This is a genomic window from Micromonospora sp. NBC_00858 (assembly GCF_045207365.1).
Taxonomy (GTDB): domain Bacteria; phylum Actinomycetota; class Actinomycetes; order Mycobacteriales; family Micromonosporaceae; genus Micromonospora.
The window spans coordinates 1,475,149-1,493,410 of record NZ_CP108828.1 but is presented as its reverse complement, the minus strand read 5'-3'; the positions used below and the strand labels follow the sequence as shown (position 1 = coordinate 1,493,410).

Below are 18,262 nucleotides of genomic sequence, written 5' to 3'. Positions count from 1 at the left end.
TCAGTCCAGCGTGTAGAGGTAGGCGGCGATGTCCTGGGCGTCGATGGCACTGATACCGAGGTTCGGCATGGCGGTCCCGGGCTCCACGGCCTGGGGATCGGCGATCCAGCGCCGGAGGTTGTCGGCGTTGTTGGGCAGTTGACCGGCGATGTATGAGCGGGCGCCGAACCGAGTCAGGGGCGGGCCGACCAGGCCGTCGGCGCGGTTGATGCCGGGGATGGTGTGGCACGACCCGCAGCCGTACTGGGCGATCAGCTCTGCGCCGCGGTCGGGCCGTCCGTTGCGCGACTCCGGTGGTGGCGGTGGGGCCGTCGAGGCGCAGGCGGTAACCGCGACCATCGGCAGGATCATGAGGGCCGCACCGAGTGCCCAGAGCCGGCGGGGCAGCATCATGGCACCATCCCTTCCGCTTCAGCTGTGGTCGCCATCGGGCGGGTCCCTCCGGGTGGCGGCCCCCCGCGCAGGCCGTCGGGCCGGTCGCGGTCCATCCGCAGCAGCCAGCCCAGGAACACGGTCAGCGCCACGACCAGCACGGCCAGGTCCATCGGCGCCCACATCAACAGGCCGGCGAGTTGCTGGTCGGCCAGCGGGTCGGCGCCGAACACCCGCCGCGGATAGATCGGTTGCGGGGCGAAGGTGAGCACGGCGCCGAGGGCCGAGGCGGGCAGCATGGTGCCGGCCAGCAGCAGCACCGTCACCGGGGCGGGGGCGCGGTGCCGTGGCGAGCCGAGCACCGGCGCCCAGAACAGCCAGGCCGTGGCCAGGAAGCACAGATGCTCGGTGGCGTGCACGGCGGGACGGTCGACCGCGGCCGCGTACGGCCCGGGCAGGTGCCAGAACCAGAGCACGACGGTCTGCCCGCCACCGGCCAGCAGGGCGTACGTGCCCGGGTGGCGCAGCCGGCGCATCGGCGGCGCCACCCGGCAGCGGGCGAGCAGCCGGCGCAGCGGGAGCGGCACGGCCATGCTCAGCGGCAGCCCCGCCGCGCCGGCCGCGAGCAACGGCCCGGCCACCAGCAGGAGCAGCATGTGCTGAGCCATGTGCCCGGCCAAGGAGGACTCCGCCATCTCGTGCGCCGGCCCGTGCTCAGTGCCGAGCACCACCAGCAGTCCGGCGCCGAACGCGGCCACCCGCCGGCGGGGGACCACGTGCCCCGCGCCGCGGCGCGACCACAGCTCCTGGACGCCCCGCCCGTAGCCGGCTGCCAGCAGGCAGACCGTGACGACGACGAGCATCGCCAGCAGGCTCTCGGCCAGCGGGCTCTGGCCGGGCCCGTGTGCCTGGTGGACGTTCAGAGCTGACATGGCGGCAGCACCAGCACGGCGACCCCGCCGAGCACGATGATCGTCAGGAACAGCAGGTTGACCCAGACGCCCACCACGGCGAGCATCCGGGACCGGCCGTATGCCCGGTCCTGGGTGCCCGTGGCCTGCGCGCGGGCGGTGCGTCGCCACGCCAGGGCGGCGACCGCCAGTGAGCCCGCGGTGACCAGGGCCGGGACGATCACCGCGAGCCCGACGACCCGCCCGAGCGGCATGGCGAGGACGCGGTCGGAGCCGGCGGCGCAGGCGAGTTCGTCGAGGCCCCAGGCGGCGAGCACGTGTACGGCCCAAGCGACGGCGCCGCCGAGGACGCCGTACCAGAGCAGCACCCCGCCGGTCAGACGGGCCCGTGGCCCGGGTGGTGTGGTGGTCATAGTCGTGGGGAGAGGTAGATGGTGAACAGGATGGCGGCCCACACCGCGTCGACGAAGTGCCAGTAGATGGCGGTGTTGCGGACCCGCTCGCGCCGGTGGGCGTCGATGGTGGCGCCGCTCAGGGCGGCGGCGAGCAGCCAGCCGATCATGGTCAGGCCGACCAGGACGTGCAGCCCGTGGAAACCGGTGATCAGGTAGAACAGCGACCCGTACACGTCGGTGGTCAGGGTGAAGTGCCGGAGCTTCTCGGCGTACTCGATGGCCTGCAGGGTCAGGAAGGTCAGCCCGAGCACCATGGTGGCGCCCAGGCCGCACCGCAGCTGCCACCGCCGGCCGTGCCGGCTGCCGCGTTCGGCCCACACCATGGGCAGACTGCTGGGCAGCAGCACGGCGGTCATGATCAACGGCTTGAGCAGTTCCGGGGCCCCGATGGCGCCCGGCGGCCACTGGGGGCCGTACTGGAAGCGGAGGTAGAAGTAGCTGCCGAGCAGGCAGGCGAAGAGGGTGGCCTCGGTGGCCACGAACATCACCATGCCCCACCAGCCGGTCGATCGACCGGCTGGCAGCTCGGTGCTCAGCGCCTCGGCGCCGGTGGCCGCCATGATCCCGCCCCGATCCGTCATGGTGTCGCCACCCCGCTCGTCCGGCTCGGTCCAGCTGGCCAGAGCCAGACCGCGATCGTCGCGGCCACCACCACCGCGGCGACGGCCGCCACCGGGTACCAGGCGACGAGCAGAGCGGCGAAGAGGACCAGCAACGCGGCGGCGAGCACGAGGGGCTTGAGCGTTGACTCCGGCATCGGCACCGGGCGTTCGACGCGGGCGTCCAGTTCGCTGGTGAGCAGTGTGTTGCGTCCCTCGCTGAGGATGCGGTCCGCGGTCGCCCCCTCGCCGGTCGACTCGGCGGTCCGTTCGTCCCACACCGGGTGCAGGCTGTGCACCCGAGGCAGGACGGGGAAGTTGTACGGCTCGGGCGGCGACGTGGTGGCCCATTCCAGGGTGTCGGCGCGCCAGGGGTCCGGCGGGGCGGGCCGACCCCGGCGGACGGCGTGCACCACGCCGACGAGCACGAGCAGCAGTCCGAGAGCGAGCACGTAGGAGCCGATGGTGCTGACCAGGTTCCATCCGCCCCAGCCCGGCTCGCTGGCGTAGGTGTAGACCCGGCGGGGCATCCCGAACAGACCGTAGAGGTGCATGGGGAAGAAGGTGACGTGCATGCCCGCGAAGACCAGCCAGAACGCCCAGCGCCCCAGCCCTTCGTGGTACATCCGCCCGGTGATCTTGGGCAGCCAGTAGTAGATGCCGGCGAGCATCGGGAAGACCGCGCCGCCGATCAGCACGTAGTGGAAGTGCGCCACCACGAAGTAGGTGTCGGTGACCTGCTGGTCGAACGCGGTCAGGGCGAACATCGTGCCAGTGACGCCGCCGAGCACGAAGGTCACGATGAAGCCGACGACGAACAGTAGCGGCACCCGGATGACCAGCCGGCCGAGCAGCATGGTGGCCAGCCAGGCGAAGATCTGCAGCCCGGACGGAATGGTGATGATCGTGCTGGCCGCGCTGAAGAAGCTGTACGACAGTTGCGGCAGCCCGGTGGCGAACATGTGGTGCACCCAGACCCCGAACGAGATGATCGCGATCGCCACGATGGACAGCACGATCAGCGGGTAGCCGACCACGCCCCGCCGGGTGAATGCGGGTAGCACCGCCGAAACGATGCCCAGCCCCGGCATGACGATGATGTACACGTCGGGGTGTCCGAAGATCCAGAACAGGTGCTGCCAGAGCAGGACGTTTCCGCCGGCCGACGGGTCGAAGAAGTGGGTGTCGAACCGGCGGTCGAGGAACAGCATCGCGTTGTCGAGGTTCAGCGCCGGCAGCGCGAAGATCACCATGAACGCGGTAGCGACGATCGCCCAGACGAACAGCGGTACCCGGTTGAGCGACATTCCCGGTGCGCGCAGCTTGAGCGCGGTGACGATGAAGTTGATCGAGGCGGCGGTCGTGGATATGCCGAGGAAGAGCAGACCGAGGGCGTAGACGTCCATGTGCAGGCCGGGGTTGTGCTGCTCGGAGTTCAGCGGCGCGTACGCGAACCAGCCGCTGTTGGGGGCGGCGCCGAAGGGCAGGCTCGCCCACATGAACAGGCCGGCGAACAGGAAGACCCAGTAGCCGAAGGCGTTCAGTCTCGGGAACGCCATGTCCCGGGCGCCGATCATCAGGGGTACGAGGTAGTTCCCGAAGCCGAAGAGCATCGGTGTGGCGAACAGGAAGATCATCGCCGTGCCGTGCATGGTGAAGAGCTGGTTGTACTCCTCGGGCGACAGCAGTCCCGCCTCGGGTCGGGCGAGCTGGGTGCGCATGGCCAGGGCGCTGAGTCCGGCGAGGACGAAGAAGACCCCGGCGGTGACCAGGTAGCGCCGGCCGATCCTCTTGTGGTCGACCGTGCTGAACCAGCCGCGTAGCGAGCGCGACTCCGCCCAGTGTTCCGTCAGCCGGGCCAGGTCCACCCGGCTGACGCCGGGCGACGTGCTGGTCGTGGCCATAGTTCCCCCTGCCCGACCTAATCCAGCGACCGCAGGTACGTGATCAGGTCGGGCAGCACGGCCGCGCCGACCGGCTGTGGGGGCATCGCGTTGCCGGGCTTGACCGTCTGGGAGTTGACGATCCAGCCGCCGAGGTGTCCGGCGTCATTCGGTACCGCCCCGGCGCCGAGGCTCCATCGGGAGCCCACGTTCGACAGGTCGGGCCCCACCTGGCCCTGGGCGCCGGTGCCCCGTACCGCGTGGCAGGCCGCGCAGGTGCCCTGCACGAACGCCTGCTGGCCGCGGCGCTCGGCCTCCGTGCGCGGCTGACGGGCCGGGGCGTTCAGGCGGGTCAGCCACGCGTCGAAGTCGGTGCGGGGTTCCGCCACGACCAGGAAGGCCATGTGGGCGTGCTGGGTGCCGCAGTACTCGGCGCACTGGCCGCGGTAGCGGCCGGCCCGCTCCGCCCGCAACCAGGTCTCGCGGGTCTCACCGGCGATCAGGTCCGTCTTCGGCATGAGCTGCGGCACCCAGAAGCTGTGCAGCACGTCGTCCGTGCGCAGCCGGACCTTCACCCGCTCCCCCACCGGAATGTGGATCTCGTTCGCGGTCGCCCCGGACGCCCCCGGATAGCGCACCTCCCACCACCACTTGTGGCCGGTCACCTCCACCGTCGGGGCGTCGGGGTCGGGATCGGCGGCGAGCGCGGCGAGGTCCCGCAGCCCCACCCCGTAGACGGCGACGAGAATGACGAACGGCAGCCCGGCTCCGGCGATCGCGACGAAGCGGAGCGGCTGCCCGTGGCGCACCCGGACGTTGCCCCGCCGGAACACCAGCGCCCAGATCAGCAGCGCCATGACCTCGGCGACCACCGCCAGCGAGATCCAGAAGAGCAGCCACCACAGGTTGGCGACCCGGGCGGCGCCCGTGCCGGCGGGGTTAAGGGCGGACGGCGGGTCACCACCGCATCCGGCGAGCAGGGCCAGGCCGCACAGGGCCGTCAGCACCGGGAGCGGGCGCGGTTGCCGGCGCCGCCCGGCGGGTCGGGCGGCGCTCATGGTCATCCCTGCTGTCGTGTCCACCGAGAGCGACACTAGGCCCTTTCGAACCCCGTTCATCCCTGTTTGCGGCTGATAACCAGACGAGTGCGACTGGACCGATTTATGGTGATACCGCAATTCGATCCGCAAGCGCCCCGGGGGCGCGGACAGGGAGATCATGCGAGCCTCCACCGTGGACCTTGTCGCGGACACCGGCAGAGCGGCCGCCGGCCGCCGGACCATGGCCTGGCTCGCCGGCGGGCTCACCGCGGCGGCGACGGTGGCCGGCGGATGGCTGGCACCCCCCGACGAGGTGCAGGGCCAGGCGCAGCGACTGATGTACCTCCACGTCCCCGCGGCCTGGGTTGCCTTCGCCGCGTTCGCCGTCGTGCTGACCGCCAGCGGCGCGTACCTGATCGGGGGCGACCTTCGCTGGGACCGGTTCGCGCGGGCGGGCGCCGAGATCGGCGCGGCCCTGACCGCCGTCGCGATCGCCACCGGGTCACTGTGGGGGAAGCTGGTCTGGGGTGCCTGGTGGGCGTGGGACCCCCGGCTGGTCAGCACCGTCCTGCTGCTGCTCGCGTACGCCGGCTACCTGGCCCTGCGCCGCTCGCTGGCAGAGCGGACCGGCGCGCGAGACGGAGGCGACCACCGGGTGGCGCGGCCCGCCGCGGTCGTCGGGATGGCCAGCTTCCTGCTCGTCCCGGTGGTGCACTTCTCCGTCGTCTGGTGGCGGTCGCTGCACCAGCAGGCGACCGTGCTCGCCCCGCAGCGCCCGCCCATCGACCCCAGGATGGGCGTCGCCCTGCTGCTCGCCGTCGCCGCCGCGACGCTCGCCGCGCTCTGCGTCCTGCTGTACCGGGTGGTCCAGCTGGAACGCCGGCTGACCCCCGACACGGCCCCCGACCGCGTCCCGGTCCGTGTCGGATGATCCGTCGCCGCGGGGGCCGGACCGCCGTCGTCACCGTGCTCCTCGCCGCCGGCGCGCTGCTGGTCACCAGCGCGCTCCGGGAGACCCTGACCTATTACCGCACTCCGGGCGAGGTGCTCGGCGATCCGGACGCGACCTCGGAACGGGTACGCCTCGGCGGCGACGTGGTGCCCGGGTCGCTGCGGCGCACCGGCGACCTCGTGGTGTTCCGCCTCGCCGAGGACGGTCACGAGATCACCGTCGAGCAGCGCGGCGTCCCACCGGAGACGTTCCGGGAGGGCGAGGGGGCGGTCGTGGAGGGCACCCTGTCGCCGGACAGGGTGTTCCGCTCCGACCACGTCGTGGTCCGGCACGGCAACGAATACCGCCCGTCCACCGCCCCGCCTGGGTCGGTCGATGCTCGCTGACCTCGGCACCGCCAGCCTCACGGTCGGTCTGCTCTGCGCCACCCTGACCGCCCTGCTCTGGCTGCGGGTGGCCCTGTTCGCCACGCCCACCCGAGCGGCCCGCCTCGGGACCGCCGCGACCCTGGCAACCGCCGCCGTCGCCTGCGCGCTGCTGGAGGCGGCCCTGCTCCGGCACGACTTCAGCGTCCGCTTCGTGGCGGAGAACGGCGGACGCCAGGTGCCGTTGTACTACACGCTGACGAGCCTCTGGTCCGCCCTGGACGGGTCGCTGCTGCTCTGGCTGCTGATCCTCGCCGGGTACGCGGCACTGCTGGCCCACCGCCGGCACCCGCCCCGGCTGCACGCCTACGCGATGGTGGTCGTCAGCACGGTGACCATGTTCTTCTTCGCGCTGTCCACCTTCGCCGCGAACCCGTTCCGCGAGGTGAACCCGGTACCCGCCGACGGCCCGGGGCCGAACCCGCTGCTGCAGCAGCACCCGGCGATGGGCGTGCACCCTCCCCTGCTCTACGCCGGCTACATCGGCCTGGTCGTGCCGTTCGCCTTCGCGATCGCCGCACCACTGGCCGGCCAGCAGGGGCGGGGCTGGGTACGGGCCGCCCGACCCTGGGCCCTGGCGGCGTGGGCGGCGCTGACCGCCGGCATCGGGCTCGGGGCCTGGTGGTCGTACGCGGTGCTGGGCTGGGGCGGCTACTGGGCGTGGGACCCGGTGGAGAACGCGTCGCTGCTGCCCTGGCTGACCGCCACCGCCTTCCTGCACGCCACCCTGGGCCGCGCCGCCGGCCGGGCCGGCTGGAACCTGGCCCTGGCATCCGCGAGCTTCGTGCTGGTGCTGCTCGGCACGTTCCTTACCCGGTCCGGCGCGGTAGCCAGCGTGCACGCCTTCACCGACTCACCGTTGGGGCCGATGCTGCTCGGCTTCGTGCTGCTGACGGTCGTCGTGTCGACGGTCCTGACCGGATGGCGCGATCCCGAACCCGCCCACCGCAGGAGCACACCGCTGCTGTCCCGAACGACGGCCGTCCTGGTCAACGGCGTGCTTCTGGTGACGATCGCGGCGGTGGTGCTGATCGGCACGATCTTCCCGCTGCTCTCCGAACCGCTCGGCGGCGTGCGCACCTCGGTCGGACCCGGCTACTACCAGCGGACGGCGGTACCACTGGCGATCGCGGTGCTGCTGATGATGGGCGTGACGCCGGCCCTGCGGGTCCGCGACCGGACGCAGGCGCTGCGGCGACTCGCCCTACCCGGCGCCGTGGCGCTCGCCACCGTCGCCGTGGTGGGGCTGCTCAGCCGGCCCGGCCTGCCCGCGCTCACCGCGTTCGGAGCGGCGGCGTTCGTGCTCACCGGCCTGGCCGCAGAGCTGGCCGACCGGCGGCCGCGCTCCGGCCGGAACCGGAGACCGGGCAGGGCTGCCGGACTGGTCGCGCACGCCGGGATCGCCCTGGTCGCGGTGGGTGTCGCGGGATCCTCCGCGTACGGCCGCGACACAGAGCGAACCATCCACACTGGGGAGGCGCTGCGAGTGGGCGACGTGTCCGTGCGCCTGGTCGGCGTGGACCGCAGCGGCGCCAGCGGGGGTATGACCGTACGGGCGCGGCTCCAGCTCACCGAGGCAGGCGGCGGGGAACGAACGGTCCGACCCGCCCTACGCTACAACCCCACCCGGGACACCGCCGTCACGGTGCCGGCGATCCAGACCGGACTGCTGCGAGACACGTACGTCACCCTGATCGCGGTCGCCCCGGACAGCGGCAGCGCGACCGTACGGCTCGCGGTGAACCCGCTCGTCGGGCTGCTCTGGGCCGGCGGCACGCTGACGGCCGCGGGGGGACTCCTGGCGGCGATCCGCACCACCCGTCCGCGACGCCCGGACGTCGTCGCGGCATCGCCTGACCCGGTCGCCGCCGGGGCCCGGTGATGACCGCCCGCCGCCTGCTGCGACCTGGCCCGGCGCTGGTGCTGGTGCTCACCGTCGCCGTTGGCACCGTGGTCGCCCTCGGCCTGCGGTCACCGTCGACGCCGCTCGACGCCGGCGCCGCCAACGGCGTCACCCCCGCGCCGGCCCCGGCGCTCACGGGCGCCACCCTGGATGGTGGCCGGTTCGACCTGACCGAAGCCCGTGGCCACGTGCTGCTGGTCAACGTGTTCGCCTCCTGGTGCGGCCCGTGCCGCGACGAGCTGCCGCTACTGGTCGAGACGGAACGGCAGTGGTCGCCCCGTGGGCTGCGGCTGGTGGGGCTGAACGTCCGGGACGGCGCCAAGGCGGTCCGGGCGCTACTTGACGAGACCGGCGCACGGGAGTTGACCGTGCTGCCAGACCCGGAGGGCACCCGGGCGGTCGACTGGGGCGTCCGGGCAGTGCCGGAAACGTTCGTGGTGGACCGGGACGGCCGAATCGTCGACCGGCAGCAGGGTGTGGTCACCCGGCAGTGGCTTGAGCAGCGGGTCGCGCCGTTGCTGGCCCGATGAGGTGGCGCGCGGCCGTCGGGGCACTCGTCCTCACGGCGCTGATCGCCGCAGCGGGCGCGGGGCTGGTCCGGTCGACCGGCGGCAACGATCGGGAGGACCCCGTACGCGCCGTGGCAGTGGGTCTACGCTGCCCGGCCTGCCAGGGTGAGTCGGTGGCGGACTCCCGGTCGCCGATCGCCGCGGCCATGCGGCAGGTGGTGGCGGACCAACTGGCCCAGGGGCGGGACCGCCACGAGATCCGCCGCTGGTTCGTCCAGCGCTACGGCCCGGAGGTGCTGACCGACCCGCCGACCCGCCGGGCGGAGCTGCTGCTCTGGGCCGTACCCGCGCTGACCTTGCTGGCCGGCGGCTACGCGGCCCTGCGCACGCTGCGTCCCCGCCCGACCCCGTCCGCTCGGGCCACGGCGGTACACGCAGCGCCCACCCGTCGGGCCGCGCGCCGGGCGTGGCGCGCGGTGTCGGTGGGAATGGTGAGCCTCGTCGCGTCGGTCACGGTGGCCGCCAGCCGCCTGGACCGGCCGGGCCAGGATCCGGAACCGGCCGATCCCGTGACGGTCGCCGTGCAGCTGGCCCGCGACCTCGAGGGGCAGGCCCGCTACGACGCCGCAGCGCGGATGTACCGGGAGGCCCTGCGCGACCGCCCCGACGATACGATCCAGCTGCGGCTCGCCTTCGCGCTGCTGCGGGCCGGCGACAACGCCGGCGCGGAGCAGTCGGCGCGGGAGGTGCTGACCCGCTCCCCAGACTCCCCGGACGGCCTGCTCGTGCTCGGGCTTGCGCAGCGCGGCAGCCGGTCCGCCGAGGCGGCGCGCACCCTGCGACGCTTCCTGACCATCGCTCCGGAGCATCCGGCCGCCGGAGAGATCAGCCGGCTGTTGGCCGCCGGCCCGTAACACCCCACCCGAACCCCATGGATCCACGGTCAGCTTCTCGACCCTGAAGGGCCGAGCTTGCGGATCGTGACGGCTCGTGGTGATGGGCACGAGGTCGCGCCGCGTTCGGCAGGCTGACGGCTGCCCAGCGCGTAACACCGCGTGCGGCGATGTTGCGGGCTGCGTTTCGGTCGGCGTGCTCAGCGAAGCCGCACGACTGGCAGTGGAAGGTGGATTGGTTGGGCCGGTTGGCCTTGGCGACGTGTCCGCAGGCGGAGCATCCCTGCGAGGTGTACGCCGGGTCGACGTGCACGACCGCCACTGCGGACCGCTTCGCCTTGTAGGCGATGTACTGGCCGAGTTGGTGGAACGCCCACGAGTGCAGCGTGACCCGCTGGGGCCGTCGGAGCCGTACCCGGTCGCGGATGCCGCCCAGGTCTTCCAGAGCGATTCCGCGGCCGGTGCGTTCGGCCTCGGTCACGATGCTCTTGGCGATGCGGTGGTTGGTGTCGGCGGCAAACCGGGATTCCTTGCGGCGGCGTTTCTTCAGCAGCCGCTTGGCGGACTTGGTGCCGATGGCCTGGAGTTTCGCGCGCAGGCGCTGGTTGCGGTGCCGGACCCGGTTTGTGGCTTTGCCGCTGTGGTGGCGGCCGTCGGAGTCGGTGGCGAGGTTGGCGATGCCGAGGTCGACGCCGAGGAACCCGTCCGGCTCCTTAATGGGTACGTCGGGGATGTCGCAGGTGGCGTACAGGAACCACTTGCCGTCGCGGCAGATCAGGTCCGACTCGCCGCGGCGGTGCGCGACCAGGGTGGCGTGCTGCTCATCGGAGCAGCCGAGGCGGATCGGCCCGGATCGGCCAGCGACCGTCCAGATCGACACGGTGCGGGCAGCCAGTTGCCAGGACAGGCAACGGTCGTCGAACGGCTGCGCCGCGTCCCGGCGGAACCGGATCGGCTTGCCCTCTGCTGCCTGCCGGCGTTTCGAGCCGGCCGGGCCGAGGTTCCCCGCCCGGATGTTGGCCTTCAGGGTGGCGTACGCCCCGGCGACCTTACGGGCGACGTGGATGGCGGGCTGGGCCGACAGGCCCATATCCTTCAGTTGGCCGTAGGTGAGCCGCTGCAACGACTGCTTGGCGAACACCCGCCGCTGGTACGCCAGCCCGGAGGCGACGTTCGCGGCGTCGTTGCACAGGTCCAGAGTGGCCCGCAACGCCGCCTGCTGAGCGGCGTCCGGGAACAGCCGGACCTGCACGACAATCTTCACCAGGCGTCTTCGTCGTCCGCGCTGGCCGCGTGGCGGCGTCGCGCTTCGGTCAGCCAGCCGGGCCTGTTGTCACGCAGCGACCGCACGTCCCTCTTCGTCCAAGGGCGGTCGAGTTTCGGCAGGTCCGCGTAGTCGATGCCGAGGACCTTGGCCGCCCATCTCGGCTTCACGACCTTGTCCAGTTCCGCCGGCACGCCCACACCATATCATCTTATCTATGTCACCACGATGGACCCCGGACCCGAATATTCGCAGAGGCAGAAGCGTTGTCTACAACCTGCACGTACATCTTGTCTTCGTCACCAAGTATCGGCGGGACGTCCTCAACGACGCGATGCTCACCCACTGCGAACAGATCATGCGGCAGGTCTGCGCCGACCTGGGCGCCGAGCTGCGCGAGTTCAACGGCGAGGACGACCACGTCCACCTGCTCGTGCACTACCCGCCCAAGCTGCCGATCTCCACGCTGGTCAACCGACTCAAGGCCGTCTCGGCGCACTACCTACGCAAGGAGTTCACCGACCGGATCAACCGGCACATCATGCACGGGCACCTGTGGTCCCCTTCGTACTTCGCCGCGTCCTGCGGCGGCACCCCACTAGAAGTGATCAAGGACTACCTCAAAGAACAGAAACATCCCGGTCCATGACGCGACTCCTCCCGGCCCTGAAGGGCCAGGATTCCCCGCTAATCCAGTTGAGCCGGGTCGCGCACGCATGGGTGCTGGCCCGCACCGATCGCGGCCGATCCTTCGAGATGCTGCTGACCGCACTCGGCACCGACCTCGCGGATCCGGAGCACAGCTCGACGCGGAACGGCATACACCTCGGCGCCACTGCCGGAACGCTGGACATCCTGCAACGCTGCTACACCGGCCTGGAGGCCCGCGGCGACGTGCTTTGGCTCAACCTGCTGCTGCCCGAAGGGCTCGACCGGCTCGACTGCGTGATCCGGTACCGAAACCAGCTGATCTCCCTGCATGTCTACCACGAGCGGTTGCGGATCTCGGCCGCCCCCGGGTCGGGGCAGCCCGTCCCGGTGGCCGTCCGGGGCAGGTCCTTCATGCTCTGCCCCGGTACGACCGTCGCCGTCGCGCTGCACGGCCGCGCCGAGCCCGCGAGTCGACCGGATCAGGGCAGTGCACCGCCCGATGCGGCGGAATCGTGACGAGACCTGGCACGGGCAGCGGGCCGCCCGATGCCGGCGAGATGGCCGTCCCCGGGCGCAGTTGATTCAGGCCGGTGCTCGACCTCATTCTGGAACCGGCGAGCTGCGCCACCGTCGTTGGTGAAGATCGCCGTACCGTTGCCGTACCGGTTGGCGTTGACGAGTTCGACGGCGGCGCCGTAGCTGGGCAGCCGGAGCACCGAGAGGACCGGTCCGAAGATCTCGTCGGTGTATATAGACATGTCGCTGTCGACATGGTCGAAGAGAGTCGGTCCGAGCCAGAAGCCGGCTTGCTCACCGTCGATCGGGTGGTTCCGCCCGTCGACCACCAGCTGCGCCCCCGCGGACCGACCAGCGTCCAGGTATGACATCACCCGGTCGCGGTGAGCGCCGGTGACCAGCGGCCCCATCTCGCAGCCCGGGCGACGGCCGTCGCCGACGTGGAGTGCCGCGATCCGTTCGCTGATCTTGCCGACGAGCTCGTCACCGACCGGGTCGACGGCCACGACGACGGAGATGGCCATGCAGCGCTCGCCGGCCGAGCCGAAGCCGGCCGAGACGGCGGCGTCGGCGGCCGAGGTCGAGGTCGGCGTCGGGCAGCACGACCATTTGGCTCTTCGCGCCGCCGAGCGCCTGCACCCGCTTGCCGTTACGGGTGCCCGTTTCATAGGCGTAGCGGGCGATCGGAGTGGAGCCGACAAACGAGATGGCCTTGACCGTCGGGTGTTCGAGAATCCGGTCGACCGCCTCCTTGTCGCCGTGCACGACGTTGAGAACGCCGTCCGGCAGCCCGGCCTCCGCGAACAACTCCGCCAGGAAGTTCGACGCGGACGGGTCCTTCTCGCTCGGCTTGAGCACCACCGTGTTGCCGCACTCGATGGCGTTCGGCACGAACCACAGCGGGACCATGGCCGGGAAGTCGAAGGGGGTGATCACCCCGACCACGCCGAGCGGCTGCCGGATGGAGTACACGTCCACCTGGGCCGAGGCGTTCTCGCTGAACCCGCCCTTCAGCAGTTGCGGGATCCCGCAGGCGAACTCGACCGCCTCCAGCGCACGCTGGATCTCCCCCGCGGCGTCGGAGAGCACCTTGCCATGCTCGGCGGTGATGATCTGGGCGAGGTCGGACTTTCGGGCGTTGAGCAGTTCCCGGAAGGAGAACATGACGCTCATCCGCCGAGCGAGGGATGCGCTACGCCATCGGGTGAACGCCTCGTCGGCGGCGGCGACCGCCTCACCGACGACCGAGGCGGTTGCGAAGTCGACCTGTCCGGAGACCTGGCCGGTGGCGGGGTCGTAGTCCGCCCCGGCCCTGACGGCACCCGAAACGAGATCCTCGACAAGTACCGGGCGTACCTGCTCGGCCGACCCGACCTCCTCGCCCTACGCCCCGACCTGCGCGGACGCCGGCTCGGCTGCTGGTGCGTGCCGGAGCGCTGCCACGCCGAGGTTATCGCCGAACTCGCCGACTCGCTGCCAACGTCGAGCCTTCGGTAGGAAGCCCGGCGGAGATCTGCCTAGTGGACGTGGTCTGCATCGGGCACGGTGTCGAGATAGAGGAAGTCGGTCACGCCGATCACCCCGACGAGCTGGCGGACGACCGGCGGCATGTCCCGGCGGGTGGGGTCGTGCACGAGGCGGGGACGGGTGAGGGGCACTCGCCGGCCGCGGATCTCCAGCTCACAGCCGCCGGCCGCCAGTACGTTTCTCGCCCAGTCGGTTACCCCGTAGGTCAGCGCGGCGACGTAACCGTCGGACGTCCGGAAGATATTGATCGGAGTCCGGTACTCGCGACCAGAGCGGCGGCCCCGATGGATGATGACGCCGAAACCGGGCAGCCGCCCGGCCAGCGGACCGGTCACGCGGTTGGTGACGACCCGGTTGAACCGCGCCAACCGTCTGGGTAACACCATGGCCACCATGTTCCCCCGAGCGCGACCGAAGCGTCGGCCGACACTTCGATCGCTGCACTGGTTTTGCTACCCGCCGACCGGGGCGGCATGGTGCTGCCAGGATTCCAGGACGCCCACATTCACGCGCCCTTGGCCGGGCGCAACCGGCTACGGGTCTGGCTCAACGACCTCGCGGCCCGGCAGGCGTACCTAGACCGGATTGGGCGCGGCGGCCACACCGACAACTGCGGCCTGACGTACGTCGATGCCGAGCTGCTCGCCGCCGCGGTGACCGAGCTCGACGCCCCGTTCCTGCCGGAACAGGCGCTGCCGCTACCCATCGCGTTCACCGCAGACTCGGCGTACGTCAACCATGACGCCGACACGATCGCGGTCGGCAAGCGCGCGGACCTGCCGGGCTCCACCGCAACCTGTTCGCTACCGGCGCGGGACTACCCGCCGACGCCCGCCTCACCCACATGATCGCCGACGGCACCGTCGTCTACGAACGCTCCTGAAGCGGCCGGGTCGGTCGTCTGCCGACCGGCTCGCCGAGTGCGGCGGCAGCAATAGCCCGATTAATACCATTTGGCGGCACATGTGGCGTTGCAAACATAGCCAGCGGGTCCTCGCCTGGCTCGTGCATCTCGGCACCGGGTACCGCCCTGATCACCAGGGGCCCGATCACGATGGTTGGTCTGGCCGTGACCAGGGGTGCCGGCGGCGCCTATCGTCAGGCTCAGGCGGAGGCGGCGCGACCCATCTCGGCGAGGATCCCGGTGCCCTGACCGAGCTCGATCAGGTAGCCGTCCGGATCACGTAGGTAGCACCGGATCTCGACGCCATGGTCCTTCGGCTCGGTCAGGAACTCCCCACCCCGTGACCGCCACTGCTCGTAGACCGCCCGGACGTCGGTGACCCGGATGTTCATGGCGCTGCTGAGCGTCCGCGAATCCGGCGGCGCCTGTGCCTGCACATCCGGCTTGTCGTCGGTCGGGCCACCCTCGTCGTTGATCACGATGTAGCTGTTGTGGAACCGCAGGATCGCCGGCTGGCGTTCCCGCACCACCGTCGCTCCCAGCACACGCTGGTAGAACTCCCGTGAGCGGTCCACATCCCGCACGATCAGCAGGTGCGTGAGCACCAGCCCAGCCTCGGGCTGGAAGTAGTCGGGCGCCTCGCTCGCCATCACGCCTCCCCCGGGTCCGATCGGCTGGGCGTACCCGCGTGCGGCGCCGGCACACCCATCGGCTCGACGACGCCCAGCCACAACGAGTCACCGTGTCGCGTGTCGGCTGTTACGGTCGGGCCTGTGCCCGCCGACGAAATCCGGCATCGGGTCCGGTCAGCCAGGGTGGCCCGGCTGACCACCGTCCGACCGGATGGGCGTCCACACCTGGTGCCCGTGTGCTTCGTCCTGCTCGACGACGTCGTCTACCACGCGGTGGACGAGAAGCCCAAGCGCCACCGGCGGCTACGCCGGCTGGAGAACATCCAGGCGACGGGGCATGCCTGCCTGCTGGTCGACGAGTACGACGAGGACTGGTCGCGGCTGTGGTGGGTCCGCCTGGACGGGCTCGGCCGGCTGGTGGAGGACCGCGCGGAGGAGGCCACGGCCCGCGCCGCGCTGGCCGACAAGTACCCGCAGTACGTCCAGCGGCCCCCAGCCGGGCCGGTGATCGCGATAGCGGTGACCGCCTGGTCGGCGTGGTCCGCGGCGGACGCGGCAGCCGACCCGGCCGGGTGAGCGCCGGCCGGGGGTGTCAGCGGGTCGGAGCGAGGGCGTCGAGCACCTCGTCGGCCCGGCGCAGCGACGCCTGCGCGTCGGCGCGGGGTGAGCCGATCTCCGGATCGAAGTTGAGATCGACGAACACTTCGGTGATGCCGGCTTCGGCAAGTCTGCCGAGATCCGACCGGATCTGCCCGAGCGTGCCGGTGAGCGGCTCGCGCCCGGGCGGGCCCATCGGGCGTACGCGGACCGCGCCGCGGCAGACGAATCGCAGCGAGCGCGGATCTCGGCCCGCCTCCACAGCGGCGGCCTTGACGGTCGCGACCGCCTCGCCGATGCCCGTCAGGTCCGCCTGGCTGCCACTGACCCAGCCGTCGGCGAGCCGGCCGGCCCGGCGCAGCGCGGCTGGCGCCTGGCCGCCGAGCAGAATCGGAGGGTGTGGCCGCTGCACGGGCTTCGGCTCCAGGCGCGTCGGCGGGACCTGGTAGAACTCGCCGCGATGCTCGGCGACGTCGTTCTGCCAGAGAGCGCGGAGAACAGCGAGGAACTCCTCGGCCCGACGGCCCCGCCGATGCTTGCTCACCCCCGTCGCCTGATACTCCTCGTCCGCCCAACCGAGGCCGAGTCCCACGTCGAGCCGTCCGCCGGCGAGGATGTCGAGGGTCGCGGTCTGCTTGGCCAGCAGCACCGGAGAGATGAACGGCATGTTGAGCACCGCGACGCCGAGCCGGACCCGCGTGGTGTGGGCCGCCAGGAACGCCAGCGTGGTCAGCGGGTCCTGGACGCTGTGATAGGTCTCGCTCCAGCCGAGGTCGGCGGGGACCAGGAGGCGCTGGAACGTCCAGAGCGAGTGGTAGCCGAGCTGCTCGGCGCGGCGGGCGACATGGATCATGCGCTCCGGTGTGGCCCACGAGCCGGAGACGGGCGGGGCGAATCCAACCTCCACCCGCGCACCGTACCCAGATCAGGCGAGGAAGTGGCTCGGTTCAAGCCCCGACGCTGCGCCCCACCGGATGGAGCAGCTGCCGGATGTCCTTCGGCAGCTCGGATTCCAGACTGCCAAGGTCGTCCGTCACGGCGTCCGTGCTGCTACCCGTGGCGCTGCCCGCCGCCGGCACCCACCGGTTCGATCACCTGCTGGAACTCCTTCGGAAGCTGGGCCACCGCGTCCTCGAACTGGTCACGGGAAACAGCCTCACGGAGCGTGGTGAGCACCGCGCCGACCCCGGCAGCGGCGAGCGCACGGTCGACGGCCGGACGGTCCGCCACCCGCCGCACGAACTCTTCGAGCCCGAACGACTGGGCATGTTCCTGCCTTCTGTGCGGTGGCGGTTTGCGCAGTTGATCGTCAAGCCCATCGGGAAGCTGATAGGCAAGGTTCTCAGCCTGGCCGGCGCTGATCCGATCTGCCAACGTCTGCAACGTGGCGCTGGTGAGTGTCACCGCCTGATCGGTCGACACCTTCGCCCGCGTGGCCACTGCGTTGATGAAATCCTCGTATTCCACCTGATTCTCCTCTCCGACCCAATCGCCGACAAACCGCCAGTTACGAGCCCCTGACCTCAGTGCGCCGCGCTCGCACCTCTCGGGTGCCGAGTGAACTGGTACCTCGACAGCCTCCTGGGACAGGGGGTGACCCTGCCTCATCCCCATCGGGCGAATCACCAAGGCCCGCTACGGCGACGCCGGACTGGTTTCCGGTCATGGCAGGGACCGTACGAATTACCGGGCGGGGTGCACATCCGCTCGACGAGGTACTCCGTGCGATGTGCCTAACCATCCGAGCGTGATCGCGATCGGCGGGTGCGTAACGTGCAGGGGTAAACGCCGACGCGACGAGGAGACTTGATGTCCAAGCCACCGCTGCCCGAGCCCGCGATCGCCATGCTGCGGAAGCCGAACCCGGCCGTCATGACCACGCTTCAGGCGGAGGGTCAGCCGGTGTCCGCCGCCACCTGGTACCTGTGGGAGGACGGCCGGATCCTGGTGAACATGGACGAGGGCCGTCGCCGGCTGGACCACGTCCGAAACGACCCCCGGGTCTCGCTCACCGTGCTCGATGAGGCCGGCTGGTACACCCACGTCAGCATCATCGGGCACGTCGCCGAACTGCGGCCCGACGAGGGCCTCGCCGACATTGACCGACTGTCCCTGCACTACACGGGGAACGCGTATCCACGGCGGGAGCGCGCTCGGGTCAGCGCCCTGATCGAGATCGACCGCTGGCACGGCTGGGGCGCGCTCAAGGACAACAACCAGATCGGCTGA

At 71.2% G+C, this 18,262-nt stretch carries 23 protein-coding genes and 1 pseudogene; 11 read left to right on the top strand and 13 right to left on the bottom strand.

All coding sequences use genetic code 11. From position 1 onward, the window contains the following. From OG990_RS07145 to coxB, 6 genes are read right to left on the bottom strand one after another with little or no spacing between them, the layout of a single operon-like run. Positions 1 to 393: a cytochrome c family protein gene (locus tag OG990_RS07145; protein WP_208869579.1), complete on the bottom strand. Its 393-nt coding sequence runs from the start codon at positions 391 to 393 to the stop codon at positions 1 to 3. Next, the gene (locus tag OG990_RS07140) at positions 390 to 1,304 is read right to left on the bottom strand and encodes a cytochrome c oxidase assembly protein (protein WP_406079468.1); all 915 of its coding nucleotides are present in this window, start codon (positions 1,302 to 1,304) and stop codon (positions 390 to 392) included. The genes OG990_RS07145 and OG990_RS07140 overlap by 4 nt, the downstream gene beginning before the upstream one ends. Continuing rightward, positions 1,292 to 1,696, bottom strand: coding sequence for a hypothetical protein (locus OG990_RS07135; RefSeq protein ID WP_328415545.1), 405 nt, complete (start codon positions 1,694 to 1,696; stop codon positions 1,292 to 1,294). Before OG990_RS07135 ends, OG990_RS07140 begins: the two co-directional genes overlap by 13 nt. Further along, complete coding sequence (locus OG990_RS07130) at positions 1,693 to 2,319, bottom strand: heme-copper oxidase subunit III (protein WP_328415544.1); 627 nt, start codon at positions 2,317 to 2,319, stop codon at positions 1,693 to 1,695. Before OG990_RS07130 ends, OG990_RS07135 begins: the two co-directional genes overlap by 4 nt. Further along, positions 2,316 to 4,241: a cytochrome c oxidase subunit I gene (ctaD, locus tag OG990_RS07125; protein ID WP_406079467.1), complete on the bottom strand. Its 1,926-nt coding sequence runs from the start codon at positions 4,239 to 4,241 to the stop codon at positions 2,316 to 2,318. The genes OG990_RS07130 and ctaD overlap by 4 nt, the downstream gene beginning before the upstream one ends. A gap of 17 nt (positions 4,242 to 4,258) precedes the next feature. Then, positions 4,259 to 5,302, bottom strand: a complete 1,044-nt coding sequence (gene coxB / locus OG990_RS07120; protein WP_406079466.1) for a cytochrome c oxidase subunit II — start codon at positions 5,300 to 5,302, stop codon at positions 4,259 to 4,261. A 136-nt stretch (positions 5,303 to 5,438) separates the two neighbouring features. Here coxB and ccsA point away from each other — a divergent pair, with 136 nt between their 5' ends. From ccsA to OG990_RS07095, 5 genes are read left to right on the top strand one after another with little or no spacing between them, the layout of a single operon-like run. Continuing rightward, positions 5,439 to 6,191, top strand: coding sequence for a cytochrome c biogenesis protein CcsA (gene ccsA / locus OG990_RS07115; protein WP_406079465.1), 753 nt, complete (start codon positions 5,439 to 5,441; stop codon positions 6,189 to 6,191). Then, a complete protein-coding gene (locus tag OG990_RS07110; protein ID WP_406079464.1) occupies positions 6,188 to 6,598 on the top strand; it encodes a cytochrome c maturation protein CcmE in 411 nt (136 codons plus the stop codon). Before ccsA ends, OG990_RS07110 begins: the two co-directional genes overlap by 4 nt. Then, positions 6,588 to 8,519 (top strand): heme lyase CcmF/NrfE family subunit, encoded by a 1,932-nt coding sequence (locus OG990_RS07105; RefSeq protein WP_406079463.1) that lies wholly within the window; start codon positions 6,588 to 6,590, stop codon positions 8,517 to 8,519. The genes OG990_RS07110 and OG990_RS07105 overlap by 11 nt, the downstream gene beginning before the upstream one ends. Beyond that, positions 8,519 to 9,070, top strand: coding sequence for a TlpA family protein disulfide reductase (locus tag OG990_RS07100; protein WP_406079462.1), 552 nt, complete (start codon positions 8,519 to 8,521; stop codon positions 9,068 to 9,070). The genes OG990_RS07105 and OG990_RS07100 overlap by 1 nt, the downstream gene beginning before the upstream one ends. After that, positions 9,067 to 9,963, top strand: coding sequence for a cytochrome c-type biogenesis protein CcmH (locus OG990_RS07095; RefSeq protein WP_406079461.1), 897 nt, complete (start codon positions 9,067 to 9,069; stop codon positions 9,961 to 9,963). Before OG990_RS07100 ends, OG990_RS07095 begins: the two co-directional genes overlap by 4 nt. Here the strand turns inward: OG990_RS07095 and OG990_RS07090 are convergent. Together OG990_RS07090 and OG990_RS07085 are read right to left on the bottom strand one after the other, a co-directional pair. Then, entirely contained in the window at positions 9,935 to 11,206 is a 1,272-nt protein-coding gene (locus OG990_RS07090) for an RNA-guided endonuclease InsQ/TnpB family protein (protein ID WP_406079460.1), read from the bottom strand. The genes OG990_RS07095 and OG990_RS07090 overlap by 29 nt on opposite strands. Continuing rightward, positions 11,203 to 11,400 (bottom strand): hypothetical protein, encoded by a 198-nt coding sequence (locus tag OG990_RS07085; RefSeq protein WP_406079459.1) that lies wholly within the window; start codon positions 11,398 to 11,400, stop codon positions 11,203 to 11,205. Before OG990_RS07085 ends, OG990_RS07090 begins: the two co-directional genes overlap by 4 nt. A 23-nt stretch (positions 11,401 to 11,423) precedes the next feature. Here OG990_RS07085 and tnpA point away from each other — a divergent pair, with 23 nt between their 5' ends. Beyond that, positions 11,424 to 11,855, top strand: coding sequence for an IS200/IS605 family transposase (gene tnpA / locus OG990_RS07080; RefSeq protein ID WP_406079458.1), 432 nt, complete (start codon positions 11,424 to 11,426; stop codon positions 11,853 to 11,855). Next, a complete protein-coding gene (locus OG990_RS07075) occupies positions 11,852 to 12,373 on the top strand; it encodes a glycosyl hydrolase family 65 protein (RefSeq protein ID WP_406079457.1) in 522 nt (173 codons plus the stop codon). The genes tnpA and OG990_RS07075 overlap by 4 nt, the downstream gene beginning before the upstream one ends. 77 nt (positions 12,374 to 12,450) lie before the next feature. Here the strand turns inward: OG990_RS07075 and mmsA are convergent. Continuing rightward, positions 12,451 to 13,702, bottom strand: a pseudogene (gene mmsA / locus OG990_RS07070) (CoA-acylating methylmalonate-semialdehyde dehydrogenase); the annotation flags it as partial. Between mmsA and OG990_RS07065 the strand changes: the two are divergent. Further along, positions 13,640 to 13,870: a DUF4326 domain-containing protein gene (locus tag OG990_RS07065; RefSeq protein ID WP_406081683.1), complete on the top strand. Its 231-nt coding sequence runs from the start codon at positions 13,640 to 13,642 to the stop codon at positions 13,868 to 13,870. The pseudogene mmsA and the gene OG990_RS07065 sit on opposite strands and share 63 nt — an antisense overlap. A gap of 20 nt (positions 13,871 to 13,890) precedes the next feature. Here the strand turns inward: OG990_RS07065 and OG990_RS07060 are convergent, their stop codons facing one another. Continuing rightward, positions 13,891 to 14,286 (bottom strand): nitroreductase family deazaflavin-dependent oxidoreductase, encoded by a 396-nt coding sequence (locus tag OG990_RS07060; protein WP_328415533.1) that lies wholly within the window; start codon positions 14,284 to 14,286, stop codon positions 13,891 to 13,893. Positions 14,287 to 14,373: 87 nt separating this feature from the next. Between OG990_RS07060 and OG990_RS07055 the strand changes: the two genes are divergently transcribed. Continuing rightward, entirely contained in the window at positions 14,374 to 14,748 is a 375-nt protein-coding gene (locus OG990_RS07055; RefSeq protein WP_406079456.1) for a hypothetical protein, read from the top strand. Positions 14,749 to 15,004: 256 nt separating this feature from the next. Here the strand turns inward: OG990_RS07055 and OG990_RS07050 are convergent, their stop codons facing one another. Then, positions 15,005 to 15,454, bottom strand: coding sequence for a VOC family protein (locus tag OG990_RS07050; protein ID WP_406079455.1), 450 nt, complete (start codon positions 15,452 to 15,454; stop codon positions 15,005 to 15,007). A 123-nt stretch (positions 15,455 to 15,577) separates the two neighbouring features. Between OG990_RS07050 and OG990_RS07045 the strand changes: the two genes are divergently transcribed. Next, positions 15,578 to 16,012 carry a TIGR03668 family PPOX class F420-dependent oxidoreductase gene (locus tag OG990_RS07045; RefSeq protein WP_406079454.1) on the top strand — a complete coding sequence of 145 codons (435 nt, stop codon included), beginning with the start codon at positions 15,578 to 15,580 and terminating at the stop codon, positions 16,010 to 16,012. A gap of 16 nt (positions 16,013 to 16,028) precedes the next feature. On the opposite strand, the gene OG990_RS07040 is transcribed toward OG990_RS07045, so the two are convergent. Beyond that, positions 16,029 to 16,940, bottom strand: coding sequence for a TIGR03619 family F420-dependent LLM class oxidoreductase (locus OG990_RS07040; RefSeq protein WP_406079453.1), 912 nt, complete (start codon positions 16,938 to 16,940; stop codon positions 16,029 to 16,031). Between the two features lie 143 nt (positions 16,941 to 17,083). Further along, positions 17,084 to 17,500 carry a DUF2267 domain-containing protein gene (locus tag OG990_RS07035; RefSeq protein ID WP_406079452.1) on the bottom strand — a complete coding sequence of 139 codons (417 nt, stop codon included), beginning with the start codon at positions 17,498 to 17,500 and terminating at the stop codon, positions 17,084 to 17,086. A gap of 342 nt (positions 17,501 to 17,842) precedes the next feature. Between OG990_RS07035 and OG990_RS07030 the strand changes: the two genes are divergently transcribed. Further along, positions 17,843 to 18,262, top strand: a complete 420-nt coding sequence (locus OG990_RS07030; RefSeq protein WP_406079451.1) for a PPOX class F420-dependent oxidoreductase — start codon at positions 17,843 to 17,845, stop codon at positions 18,260 to 18,262.

Bases quoted from the DNA above. Each gene is read 5' to 3' on its own strand.
- OG990_RS07145 (WP_208869579.1), bottom strand. From the start codon at position 393: ATGATGCTGCCCCGCCGGCTCTGGGCACTCGGTGCGGCCCTCATGATC.
- OG990_RS07140 (WP_406079468.1), bottom strand. From the start codon at position 1,304: ATGTCAGCTCTGAACGTCCACCAGGCACACGGGCCCGGCCAGAGCCCG.
- OG990_RS07135 (WP_328415545.1), bottom strand. From the start codon at position 1,696: ATGACCACCACACCACCCGGGCCACGGGCCCGTCTGACCGGCGGGGTG.
- OG990_RS07130 (WP_328415544.1), bottom strand. From the start codon at position 2,319: ATGACGGATCGGGGCGGGATCATGGCGGCCACCGGCGCCGAGGCGCTG.
- ctaD (WP_406079467.1), bottom strand. From the start codon at position 4,241: ATGGCCACGACCAGCACGTCGCCCGGCGTCAGCCGGGTGGACCTGGCC.
- ccsA (WP_406079465.1), top strand. From the start codon at position 5,439: ATGCGAGCCTCCACCGTGGACCTTGTCGCGGACACCGGCAGAGCGGCC.
- OG990_RS07110 (WP_406079464.1), top strand. From the start codon at position 6,188: ATGATCCGTCGCCGCGGGGGCCGGACCGCCGTCGTCACCGTGCTCCTC.
- OG990_RS07105 (WP_406079463.1), top strand. From the start codon at position 6,588: ATGCTCGCTGACCTCGGCACCGCCAGCCTCACGGTCGGTCTGCTCTGC.
- OG990_RS07100 (WP_406079462.1), top strand. From the start codon at position 8,519: ATGACCGCCCGCCGCCTGCTGCGACCTGGCCCGGCGCTGGTGCTGGTG.
- OG990_RS07095 (WP_406079461.1), top strand. From the start codon at position 9,067: ATGAGGTGGCGCGCGGCCGTCGGGGCACTCGTCCTCACGGCGCTGATC.
- tnpA (WP_406079458.1), top strand. From the start codon at position 11,424: ATGTCACCACGATGGACCCCGGACCCGAATATTCGCAGAGGCAGAAGC.
- OG990_RS07075 (WP_406079457.1), top strand. From the start codon at position 11,852: ATGACGCGACTCCTCCCGGCCCTGAAGGGCCAGGATTCCCCGCTAATC.
- OG990_RS07060 (WP_328415533.1), bottom strand. From the start codon at position 14,286: ATGGTGTTACCCAGACGGTTGGCGCGGTTCAACCGGGTCGTCACCAAC.
- OG990_RS07055 (WP_406079456.1), top strand. From the start codon at position 14,374: ATGGTGCTGCCAGGATTCCAGGACGCCCACATTCACGCGCCCTTGGCC.
- OG990_RS07050 (WP_406079455.1), bottom strand. From the start codon at position 15,454: ATGGCGAGCGAGGCGCCCGACTACTTCCAGCCCGAGGCTGGGCTGGTG.
- OG990_RS07030 (WP_406079451.1), top strand. From the start codon at position 17,843: ATGTCCAAGCCACCGCTGCCCGAGCCCGCGATCGCCATGCTGCGGAAG.